Here is a 10,808-nt window from a genome sequence, read left to right as displayed (position 1 = left end):
GCAAAGTCTCTTGAGTCTACGTTAAGAGACACCGATCTCCGCCAGGTGCGGATTGATCACACCTGGCTACGGGGCCACTCACTGTCACGTCGGACTCGGCTTCGCGTGGACGAACTGAATAGCACAGCCGAGACGGTGCCCGGTAGTCTCGCGCGATGGCGCGAGCGGATTTTGACCTCTTCGACCGGCTCGAACGGTTCTACGACACTTTGCCCCGCCGGTGGTCACGGACCGAGGAGATCGGTTCGCTGGTGCTCTTCATTCGCGAGGGCGAGGGTTGGCCCTACTATGCCCGCCCCCGGCCCGGTTCACCCACGCCGACCGCCGCGGATCTGATCGAGACCCGCAGACGGCAGCGTGAGCTGGGCGTTCCCGAGGCGTTCGAGTGGGTGCACGAGAACAGCCCGGACCTGCTCGCGGTGGCCCGGTCGGCCGGCCTCGAGGTGCTGCTCGCGCCGCTGCTGACCCTCGATCCCGCCGCGCTCCTCCCGGAGTTGCCGATCCCGGACGCCGCCATCCGTCCCGTCGATCCCACCGGCCCCACGTTCGCCGCCGACCTGGCCGCCGCCCGCGCCGTCGCCCGGCTCGGGTTCGCCGCGCCCGCGTACGCCTCCCCGATGGAATCCGCCCTGGTCATCGACGTGGCTGGCCCCACCGAGCGGGATGCCGCGACCGCGCCGGGCATCGCCGGGCCGGACCTGGAGGCGGCCCGGCGGCAGCTCACGTCCGGCGACTACGAGACGCTGATCGCGGCATCGCCGGAGGCGGGCGTGCTGGCGGCGGGGACCAGTCAGCGCGCCGGGGACGTCGCCGAGATCGCCGGGGTGGCCACGCTCCCCTCGGCCCGGCGCCGGGGTTACGCCTCCCAGCTCACCGCGACGCTCGCCCGCCGGGTCCTGGCCAGGGGCGCCCACCTGGTCTTCCTCTCCGCCGGAGACGACGATGTGGCGCGCCTCTACACCCGTGTCGGGTTCCGCCGGGTGGGCACCGCGTGCATCGCCGAACCGGCCGCGACCCTCTGAGAGGCGTCCGCCGCCTGCGGCGCGATCTGCTCACACTTCCCAGATTATGGTACGCGGTAAGGAGCTCTTCGCCGAGCATCCATTACCGAATCGGGGCCCTCGGCTAGTGGAGTAGGCCCTCCGCACGGGGTAGTCACGTGTATCGAACGGGTGAAATCACCGTGAAGAACGATCACGGATCCCCGACCAGACCGATTTCGCACACTGAACGTGCACGCGTATTCGCTCGGCCGTGGCATTTCTTACTCACCCGTCTTCGTCACACGGCTCTCTTTCCCCGCCGTCCCTACTCCGGCGGTGTCCAATCCGAGACCGGGTCCAGGGTGCGGCCGAGCATCCGCGGGCGCATGTGGTTGAGCGCCGCGTCCCGGGCCCGCAACGCCAGCCGCCCACGGGCCTGCACCACCGCCGACATCCGCCGGTTCTGCCGCACCACGCTGGTCGTCCGCGGGTGCCGGGTCCGGCTGTAGGTCTCGACCGCCGCGGTCAGCGCGTCACCCGGCGCCGCGCCGGCCATCAGCGCACGGAGCGTCGCCGCGTCCTCGAAGGCCAGGCAGGCGCCCTGACCGAGATGGTGCGGCATGGCGTGCGCCGCGTCGCCGAGCAGCACCACGCCACCCGGACCGGACGGGAACCCGAAGCTCCGGGGCAGCGGCCGCAGCTCACGGACGCCCTGCGGGACCAGCTCCTCGGGCCGGGTCACCGCGAGCAGCTCGCCGACCGGCTCGTGCCAGCCGTCGAACCAGCGCCGCAGCAGGGCGAGCTGGGTGGCCGGCGGCTCGGGCCGGGCGGCACCGGCGGCGGTAGCCACCCAGTAGACGCCGCCCTTGCCCGCCGCGTGCGGGCCGAGTGGGATGGAGACGAAGCGGTACCCGGCGCCGAGCGTCTCGCCGCCGAGCGCCGCCTCCGCGGAGAGATCCGGTACCCGGTAGCCGGGGATCACCGCCTGCCAGGCCGCGAACCCGGAGCTCACCGGCGCTGCCTCGGGTGCCAGCGCGGCGCGGATCCGGCTGTCGATGCCGTCCGCCGCGACCAGCAGATCGGCCTCCAGCACGGTACGGCCGTCGCTGACCGCGGGACGCCGGCGGGCGCCGGTGCGGACGGTGGCCGCCTCGAAGCCGGTGCGGACCTCGGTGTCGCCGAGGCCCGCGACCAACGCGTCGTACAGATCCTCCAGGTGCACCACGGCCGGGACCGGGCCGTTACCGCCGGACCGCGTCCGGGGCGCGACCAGCCACTGGCCGTCCGGGCGGCGGATGCCACCGTCGGGCAGCGGTGAGGCGATCGCCGACCAGCCGCCGTCCGGGTCGAGCGAGTCGAGCGCGCGACGGCCGTTCGGCCAGAGCACCACCGCGGTGGGCGGCGCGACGATCCGCTCGGCGCGTTCCAGCAGCGTCACCCGCCAGCCGGTCCGTGCCAGCCCGCCCGCCGCGGCCAGTCCGGCCATCCCGGCGCCGACGACTATGGCTGTCCGCATGATCCGCCCGCCTCCCCGTCCCGGGCCCTCGCGTCAGCGCTCGTCGGACGGCCGGACGGCACCGGCCTGCTCGGCGGCGTCGCCCTCGGCACCGGCCGGCGTGGTCACGCTCTCTCCGGCCTCGGCCTTCTCCTCGGCCTTCTCCTCGGCCTTCGCCGTGTTCTCCGACTTCTCCGGCTCGGCCTCGGTCTCCACCGGCTCGGTCTCCACCGGCGCGGTCTCCTCCACAGCCGCCACCGGCTCGGGCTCAGGCGCGGCCTCGGGCTCGGCCGTCACCGGCTCGGCCTCGGGCTCGGTCTCCTCCTCGACGGCAGGCGTCTCCACGACCGCCGGGGGTTCGACGACGGCGGGTGCCGCGGCGGCCACCGGGGCCAGGATGCCGGTGCGCTGGTAGTCCAGGAACTGTTTCTCGCTGACCACCTGGTACGCCGTCGGCATCGCCCGCCCGGTCTCCTCGCCGCCGGTCACGTCGACCTTCGACACGTCGCTCTCGGCCGCCGGCTCCGGCGCGGTCTCCGGCGCGTCGACCGGGACCACGTACTCCCGGGGGCCGCGGACCACGACGAAGTAGATCGCCGAGGCCACGAACAGGATGATCGCGGTGAAGACGTTGAGCCGGATGCCGAAGAAGTGGTTCGCCTCGTCGGTGCGGAGCATCTCGATCCAGGTGCGGCCCGCCGTGTACGCCATGATGTACAGCGCGAACGCCCGCCCCTTGCCGAACTTGAACTTCCGGTCCAGCGCCCAGACCAGCCCGGCCGCGCCGAGGTCCCAGATCGCCTCGTAGAGGAAGGTCGGGTGGTACAGGTCCGGGCGGGTCACCGGCTCGCCGTCGATCATCGTGGCGTGGCCCGGGTTGGACGAGTCCATCTCGTGCACCTGGAGACCCCAGGGCAGCGTGGTGACCTTGCCGTACAGCTCGTTGTTGAACCAGTTGCCGAACCGGCCGATCGCCTGGGCCACCGGGAGCGCCGGGGCCAGGGCGTCGGCGAAGACGCTCAGCGGCAGTCCGATCTGCCGGGCCGCGATCCACGCGCCCACCGCGCCGCCGGCTACCGCGCCCCAGATGCCGAGGCCGCCCTCCCAGATGTAGAAGGCGCGGATCGGCTCACCACCCGCGCCGAAGTAGTCCTGCGGTGAGGTGATCAGGTGGTAGATCCGGGCGCCGATGATGCCGGACGGCACCGCCCACACCACGATGTCCAGCGACACCCACGGCGCCACTCCCCGGTGACGCAGCCGTTGCTCCATCAGGAGGGTGGCCGCCACCATGCCGGCGATGATGCAGAGCGCGTACGCACGGATCGGGAACGGACCCAGGTGCCACACCGAAGTGGTGGGGCTGGGGATGAGGGCGAAGTTCACGGGTGCACACGCTACCGTCGCCGGGCGAGTTCGCAATGCCCAGGTTGGCCCTCAGGGCCAGAGGCGTTCCCGGATCCATCCGGCGCCGTCGCGGCGGTACCGCAGGCGCACGTGCCGGCGGGACGCGTCGCCCTGCCAGAACTCGGCGCCGACCGGCTCGACCAGGTAGACCGTGTGGCCGGGCGCGACCGCCTCCGGGTGCTCGCGGAGCGTCTCGGCGGCCTTCAGGAGTGCCCGTTCGAGGTCCTCGGGATCGCCCAGGACGGCGCTCTGCGGGCTGGCCAGCGAATTGATCCGGGAGGCGTCGGAGCGGGCCAGGAACTCGGCGGCCGAGAACTCCGCGGTCTCCGCTCGCACCACACCGCGGATCCGTACCTGGCGCCCCTGCTCGCGCCAGTGGAAACCGAGCGAGGCGACCGGGTTCGCGGCCAGCTGACGGCCCTTCTCGCTGGTCCGGTCGGTGGCGAACCACCAGCCGCGACCGTCCGCCTCCGTCAGCATCAGCACCCGCTGGTCCGGCAGGCCGTCCGCGTCGACCGTGGCCAGGCTCATCACGTGCGGCTCGCGGACACCCGCCGCGACGGCCTCGGCGAACCAGGTCAGGAAGAGCTCGTGCGGCGTGGCCGGGGCATCCGTGGGATCGAAGCGCGGTAGCTCGCCGGCGAGGACCGGGAGGCCGCGCGTCAGCCCACGGATGCTCATCAGCGCTGCCGGACGCCCTCGGCGAGTTCGGCGCTGAGCGCGCGCAGTCGGTCCAGCCCGGTGGACCGGTCGGGCGCCTCCAGCACGCAGCGGATCAGGGCGCTGCCCACGATCACGCCGTCGGCGAAGGAGGCCACCTCGGCGGCCTGCGCGCCGGTGCCGACGCCCAGCCCGACACCGATCGGGATCGACGGGTCGGCCTTGCGGATCCGTTCGACCAGCTCGGGCGCCTGCGAGGAGACCGCAGTACGGGCACCGGTGACGCCCATCAGCGCGGTCGCGTACACGAAGCCCCGGCAGTTGGCGAGGGTCATCGCGAGCCGCTCGTCGGTGGAGCTCGGCGCGACCAGGAAGGTCCGGTCGATCCGGTGCCGCTCCGACGCCTCGATCCACTCGGCGGCCTCGTCCGGGATCAGGTCGGGCGTGATCAGCCCGGTGGCCCCGGCCGCGGCGAGGTCGCGGGCGAACGCGTCGACGCCGTACTTCTCGATCGGGTTCCAGTAGGTCATCAGCACGACCGTGGCCCCCGCGGAGGCCACCGCCTCGATGATCTTCAGGGTGTCCCGGGTACGGACCCCGGCGGCGAGCGCGATGTCGCTCGCCTTCTGGATCACCGGGCCGTCCATCACCGGGTCGGAGTAGGGCAGCTCGACCTCGATCACGTCACAGCCGGCCTCGTGCATCGCGATCATCTGCTCGATGCTGTGGTCGACCGTCGGGAAGCCGGCCGGCATGCAGCCGACCAGCACCGACCGGTTCTCCGCCTTCGCCTTCGCGAAGGTGTCCGCGATACTCACGTGTTCTCCCCGGGGACGACGGCCTCGACCTGGTCCAGGATCCCGAAGTACGCGCCCGCCGTGTGCACGTCCTTGTCGCCGCGCCCGGACAGGTTCACCACGATGGTCGGGGTCCGGCCCAGCTCCTCGCGCAGCCGCGGGGCGATCTTCGCGACGCCGGCGAGGGCGTGCGAGCTCTCGATCGCCGGGATGATCCCCTCGGTCCGGCAGAGCAGCTGGAACGCCGCCATCGCCTCGTCGTCGGTGACCGGCTCGTAGGAGGCCCGCCCGGTGTCGTGCAGCCAGGCGTGCTCCGGGCCGACACCCGGGTAGTCCAGGCCGGCCGAGATCGAGTGCGACTCGATGGTCTGGCCGTCCTCGTCCTGCAGCAGGTAGGTCCGGTTGCCGTGCAGCACGCCGACCGAGCCGCCGGTGATCGACGCCGCGTGCCGGCCGGTCTCCACGCCGTCGCCGCCCGCCTCGAAGCCGTACAGCCGTACGCCCTCGTCCGGGACGAACGCGTGGAAGATGCCGATCGCGTTGGAGCCGCCGCCCACACAGGCCGCGACCGCGTCCGGCAGCCGGCCGATCTGGTCCAGGCACTGCTGCCGGGCCTCGACGCCGATGCCGCCCACGAAGTCCCGGACCAGCTCCGGGAACGGGTGCGGACCGGCCGCGGTGCCGAGCAGGTAGTGCGTGGAGTCCACGGTGGAGACCCAGTCGCGCAGGGCCTCGTTCAGCGCGTCCTTCAGCGTCCGCGACCCGTTGGTGACCGGCACGACGGTGGCGCCGAGCATCCGCATCCGCGCCACGTTCAGCGCCTGGCGCTCGGTGTCCATCTCACCCATGTAGACCACGCACTCGAGGTCCAGCAGGGCGGCCGCGGTCGCGCTGGCCACACCGTGCTGGCCGGCGCCGGTCTCGGCGATCACCCGCGGTTTGCCCATCCGCTTGGCGAGCAGGGCCTGTCCCAGCACGTTGCGCACCTTGTGGGCGCCGGTGTGGTTCAGGTCCTCCCGCTTGAGCAGGATCTCGGCGCCGAGCTTCGCGGAGAGCCGCCTCGCCGGATAGAGCAGCGACGGGGTACCCGCGTAGTTCAGCAGCAGGTCCTGGAACTCCGCCTGGAACGCGGGGTCCGCCTTGGCCGACCGGTACGCCGCCTCCAGCTCGTCCAGCGCCTTGATCAGCGCCTCCGGGACGAACCGGCCGCCGTAGCGCCCGAAATGCCCGGCCAGGTCGGGCAGGGTGGGCGCAGTCATCGGACCGGCCTCGGCGTCGCCGGGTGGTTACCGGCGTTGACCAGCTCGGCGACGGCGTCCCGCGGCGACTTCTGGGTCACCAGGCCCTCGCCGACCAGCACCGCGTCGGCACCCGCCGAGGCGTACCGGATCAGGTCGTGCGGCCCGCGCACCCCGGACTCGGCGATCTTCACGACGTTCTGCGGCAGCCCCGGGGCGATCCGCTCGAAGACCGACCGGTCGACCTCGAGGGTGCGCAGGTCACGGGCGTTGACGCCGATCACCTTCGCGTTCGCCTCCAGGGCGCGGTCCGCCTCCTCCTCGTTGTGCACCTCGACGAGGGCGGTCATGCCCAGCGACTCGATGCGCTCCAGGAGGCCGACGAGCGCGTTCTGCTCCAGCGCCGCCACGATCAGCAGCACCATGTCCGCGCCGTGCGCCCGGGCCTCGTGCACCTGGTAGCTGGAGACCACGAAGTCCTTGCGGAGCACCGGGATCTTGACCGCGGCGCGCACGGCGACCAGGTCGTCCAGCGAACCGCCGAACCAGCGGCCCTCGGTGAGCACGCTGATGCAGCGGGCACCGCCCGCCGCGTACTCCCCGGCCAGCTCGGACGGGTCGGGGATGTCGGCGATCGCGCCCTTCGACGGCGACGCCCGCTTGACCTCGGCGATCACCGCCACGCCCGGCTTGCGCAACGCCGCGTACGCGTCGATGGCCGGCGGCGCGGCCGCCGCCAGTTCACGCACCTTCTCCAGCGGCGTCTTCGCCTGACGCGCCGCTACGTCCTCGCGCACTCCGGCGAGGATCTCTTCGAGAACGTTCTGCGGCCGTGCGGGTCCGCCACTGCCCGCTTCCGCCTGATCGGATGTCACGTAATGACTCCCCTCTCCGGGTGTCTTCGGCCCGATGCTAGGAGGTCCGGCCGGTCTCCCGCCTCCCGGGGGTATGGCGCGCCTCACGAGGTGGACTGGGGCATAATGCCAGGCTGCCCGGTCCGGCTGTCACCTCGCTCACAGCGGCTGACCCCATCCTCCCCGTGCGAGCAGGGGTCCTTCCACCGATCGGCCGATACCACTACGCGTTGACGGTCACGTCACCGTGCGGAAATACGACTCGGCCATGCTGTGCCTCGGGCAGACTTGTCCACGGCGTCGACGACGCCGCCACCCGGACGATGATGCGGAGTCGACCAATGGCCACTTCTCAGCTCAACCAACCGGTGGGTTTCGCCGAGGTCTCCCGGACCCTGGTCGCCATCGCCGCCGAGGTCGTCACCGGCGTGCAGCGCGCGGTGGTCGGTCCCTCGAACGTCCGTACCGCCCGGGACAACGCCTGGTCCGCCATCCTCGCCGACCGGGCCCGCGCCGCCGCCCGCGAGGAGACCAGCCGCGCCGTCGCCGCCATCGTCGCGACGACCCCGCACCGCCCGGCCCCGATGGCCCGCCACGCCCACAAGCGCGCCATCGCCACCGCGGCCTGACCGGCCCGCACTCCGGAGCGGCTCAGATCCCTCCTCGGCACCCCGGCCGCGCCGCGCACGCTTCTTGGCTGGCGTTCAGGGGTGTGTCCGGGGCCCCCAGACACCCCTGAGGACCAGCCAGGAAGCGTGCGGCGGGGCAGTCTCAGGCGGTGGGGTCGTCGCCGCGGTCGAGGGCGTCCCACGTCGAGCGGTTGTCGGGGGGACGCAGATTCACCGGGGGCACCCCCGTCGTCTCGCGCGGGTGGCCGCTCTCCCGGGACACGTCGAAGGGGACCGGGGTGGCGACGTCGGGGCGGGCGGAGGACGGGGTCGCCGGGGCCCGGTCGTACCGGGAGGACATGCCGGACCAGAGATGGCCGTGACGCGCGGCGAGGAGACCGCCCGCCGCCACGGCCGCGCCGCCCAGGACCGTCGCGAACGGCCAGAAGTACGCGCCGGCGCCCGCCGAGCCGGCGTCGAGGGAGACGCGGGCCAGCACGGCGCCCGCGATGATCCCGGCGCCGGCCAGCGTGAGCAGGACGCCCAGGACGCGCCGCAGCAGTCCCTGGGTGGCGAGCAGCGCGCCCGCGCCGGCCAGCGCCACCACGGCTATCCCGACCAGCCAGGGCTGGTTGTCCGCCCCGGTCTGCGGGGTGTCCAGGTCGGTGAGGCCGGTGCGGTGCTCGACGGTGAGGGACCACGTCCGGGTGACCGCGTAGAACGCCAGCCCCGCCCCCACGAGGCAGCCCAGCACCGCCGTGGCGTGCGCCCGGCGCGCGCCCGGGCCGCCCGCCGCCGGCGGAACGGAGCCGGACGCGGCGGCGAGGCCGGGGTCCGCGGCGGGACCGGGTGCCGGGGTGTGGCCGGGGCGCGGGGGGACGGTCATCGGGCCGCGCGCAGGGTCTCGGCGGAGGCGATGGCGGCCAGGACCGCGGCGGCCTTGTTGCGGGTCTCCTGCTCCTCGGCGGCCGGGTCGGAGTCGGCGACGATGCCCGCGCCGGCGCCGACGTACGCCACGCCGTCCTTGATCAGGGCGGTGCGGATGGCGATCGCCATGTCCATGTCGCCGGCGAAACCGAAGTAGCCGACCGTGCCGCCGTAGAGGCCGCGGCGGGTCGGCTCCAGCTCCTCGATGATCTCCATGGCGCGGACCTTGGGCGCGCCGGAGAGGGTGCCCGCCGGGAAGGTCGCGGCCAGGGCGTCGAAGGCGGTGCGGTCCGCGCGGAGCTCGCCGACCACCGTCGACACGATGTGCATGACGTGGCTGTAGCGCTCGATCCGGGCGAACTCCGGCACCTCGACGCTGCCCGGCTCGCAGACCCGGCCCAGGTCGTTGCGGCCCAGGTCGACCAGCATGACGTGCTCGGAACGCTCCTTCGGGTCGGCGAGCAGCTCGGCGGCGAGCGCGGCGTCCTGCTCCGGGGTCGCGCCCCGCCAGCGGGTGCCGGCGATCGGGTGCAGCAGCGCGGTCCGGTTGGCGCTCACCTTGAGGTGCGCCTCCGGCGAGGAGCCGACGATGTCGAAGTCGTCGAAGCGGAGCAGGTACATGTACGGGCTCGGGTTGGTCGCCCGCAGCACCCGGTAGACGTCGAGCGCGTTCGCGTCGGTGGGGCGCTCGAAGCGCTGGCCGACCACGATCTGGAAGCACTCGCCGGCCCGGATCGCCTCCTTGGCCTGCTCGACCGACTTCTGGAAGTCGCCGGGGGCGGTCCGGCTGACCGGCTCGCCGGCCGTGAGGCGCTCGACCGTGGAGATCATCGGCGGGGTGGGGCGGGAGAGTGCGGTGGTCATCGCGTCCAGCCGGCCGACCGCGTGGTGGTACGCCGCCCGGCGCGCCGTCTCGTCCGCGCCCTCGGCGAGCACGGCGTTGGCGACCAGCAGCGCCGAGCCCTCGTGGTGGTCGAGGACGACCAGGTCGGTGGCGAGCATCATGCCGAGCTCGGGCAGCGGCACGTCGTCCGCCGTGGTGGCCGGCAGGCGCTCGAAACGGCGGACCAGGTCGTAGCTGAGGTAGCCGACCATGCCGCCGGTCAGCGGGGGCAGTCCCGCGTCCGGCTCGCCGCCGCCGGTGAGCGCCGCGACCGTCTCGCGGAGCGCCACCACCGGGTCGCCGTCGAGCGGTACGCCGTCCGGCGGGGTGCCGAGCCAGGCGGCCTCGCCGTCCCGCTCGACCAGGGTGGCGGCGCTGCGGACCCCGATGAACGAGTAGCGCGACCAGGCCAGGCCCTGCTCGGCGGACTCCAGCAGGAACGTGCCGGGTCCACCGGCCAGCTTGGTGTAGACCCCGACCGGCGTCTCGCCGTCGGCCAGCAGTTTGCGGGTGACCGGGACGACCCGCCGGGTGGCGGCGACGAACTCGGCCTCGCTGGGGAAGGTCGCTCCGCTGGTCACTTCGCCTCCACGGGCAGCTCGTCGGTGAAGCAGGTGTGGGTGCCGTTGTGGCAGGCGGCACCGGTCTGCACCACGGTGACCAGCAGCGCGTCGCCGTCGCAGTCCAGCGCGACGCTCGTGACGTGCTGGTGGTGACCGGAGGTCTCGCCCTTCACCCAGTACTCCTGGCGGCTGCGCGACCAGTAGGTGGCACGGCCGGTGCTGAGCGTACGCCGCAGCGCCTCGTCGTCCATCCAGCCGAGCATGAGCACGTCGCCGGTGCCGGCCTCCTGCACGACGGCGGCGACGAGTCCGTCGGGGGTGCGCTTGAGGCGGGCGGCGATCGCGGGGTCGAGGGTCGTTCCTGGTTCGGGCACGGTGTCAGATTCTCGCGCA

General features: G+C 73.2%; 11 protein-coding genes. 2 read left to right on the top strand and 9 right to left on the bottom strand.

What is annotated here, in order from left to right; genetic code table 11:
* The first annotated feature begins 155 nt into the window (after positions 1–155).
* The gene (locus tag AB0M08_RS25605; RefSeq protein ID WP_364497971.1) at positions 156–1,022 is read left to right on the top strand and encodes a GNAT family N-acetyltransferase; all 867 of its coding nucleotides are present in this window, start codon (positions 156–158) and stop codon (positions 1,020–1,022) included.
* Between the two features lie 286 nt (positions 1,023–1,308).
* Here AB0M08_RS25605 and AB0M08_RS25600 read toward each other — a convergent pair whose 3' ends face one another.
* Genes AB0M08_RS25600 through trpC form a run of 6 tightly spaced genes read right to left on the bottom strand, consistent with a single transcriptional unit; the run spans position 1,309 to position 7,455 of the window.
* Entirely contained in the window at positions 1,309–2,499 is a 1,191-nt protein-coding gene (locus AB0M08_RS25600) for an NAD(P)/FAD-dependent oxidoreductase (protein ID WP_364497968.1), read from the bottom strand.
* 33 nt (positions 2,500–2,532) lie between these two features.
* Positions 2,533–3,864, bottom strand: coding sequence for a prolipoprotein diacylglyceryl transferase (gene lgt, locus AB0M08_RS25595; RefSeq protein ID WP_364497965.1), 1,332 nt, complete (start codon positions 3,862–3,864; stop codon positions 2,533–2,535).
* A gap of 51 nt (positions 3,865–3,915) precedes the next feature.
* On the bottom strand, positions 3,916–4,566 hold the full coding sequence (locus AB0M08_RS25590) for a pyridoxal 5'-phosphate synthase (protein ID WP_364497963.1): 651 nt from the start codon (positions 4,564–4,566) through the stop codon (positions 3,916–3,918).
* Positions 4,566–5,363, bottom strand: coding sequence for a tryptophan synthase subunit alpha (gene trpA / locus AB0M08_RS25585; protein WP_364497960.1), 798 nt, complete (start codon positions 5,361–5,363; stop codon positions 4,566–4,568). The genes AB0M08_RS25590 and trpA overlap by 1 nt, the downstream gene beginning before the upstream one ends.
* On the bottom strand, positions 5,360–6,601 hold the full coding sequence (gene trpB / locus AB0M08_RS25580; protein ID WP_364497957.1) for a tryptophan synthase subunit beta: 1,242 nt from the start codon (positions 6,599–6,601) through the stop codon (positions 5,360–5,362). The genes trpA and trpB overlap by 4 nt, the downstream gene beginning before the upstream one ends.
* A complete protein-coding gene (gene trpC, locus AB0M08_RS25575) occupies positions 6,598–7,455 on the bottom strand; it encodes an indole-3-glycerol phosphate synthase TrpC (protein ID WP_364497954.1) in 858 nt (285 codons plus the stop codon). The genes trpB and trpC overlap by 4 nt, the downstream gene beginning before the upstream one ends.
* A 320-nt stretch (positions 7,456–7,775) precedes the next feature.
* On the opposite strand from trpC, the gene AB0M08_RS25570 reads away from it, so the two are divergent.
* Complete coding sequence (locus AB0M08_RS25570; protein WP_364497951.1) at positions 7,776–8,063, top strand: hypothetical protein; 288 nt, start codon at positions 7,776–7,778, stop codon at positions 8,061–8,063.
* 142 nt (positions 8,064–8,205) lie between these two features.
* Here the strand turns inward: AB0M08_RS25570 and AB0M08_RS25565 are convergent, their stop codons facing one another.
* Genes AB0M08_RS25565 through hisI form a run of 3 tightly spaced genes read right to left on the bottom strand, consistent with a single transcriptional unit; the run spans position 8,206 to position 10,789 of the window.
* On the bottom strand, positions 8,206–8,928 hold the full coding sequence (locus tag AB0M08_RS25565; protein WP_364497948.1) for a Trp biosynthesis-associated membrane protein: 723 nt from the start codon (positions 8,926–8,928) through the stop codon (positions 8,206–8,208).
* Positions 8,925–10,433: an anthranilate synthase component I gene (locus tag AB0M08_RS25560; RefSeq protein ID WP_364497945.1), complete on the bottom strand. Its 1,509-nt coding sequence runs from the start codon at positions 10,431–10,433 to the stop codon at positions 8,925–8,927. The genes AB0M08_RS25565 and AB0M08_RS25560 overlap by 4 nt, the downstream gene beginning before the upstream one ends.
* Entirely contained in the window at positions 10,430–10,789 is a 360-nt protein-coding gene (gene hisI, locus AB0M08_RS25555) for a phosphoribosyl-AMP cyclohydrolase (RefSeq protein WP_364497942.1), read from the bottom strand. Before hisI ends, AB0M08_RS25560 begins: the two co-directional genes overlap by 4 nt.
* Positions 10,790–10,808 lie beyond the last annotated feature (19 nt).

Source organism: Actinoplanes sp. NPDC051851 (assembly GCF_040681165.1).
GTDB lineage: Bacteria > Actinomycetota > Actinomycetes > Mycobacteriales > Micromonosporaceae > Actinoplanes.
Note: the sequence above shows the minus strand (reverse complement) of the source record. Positions and strands in the feature narration are given on the sequence as shown.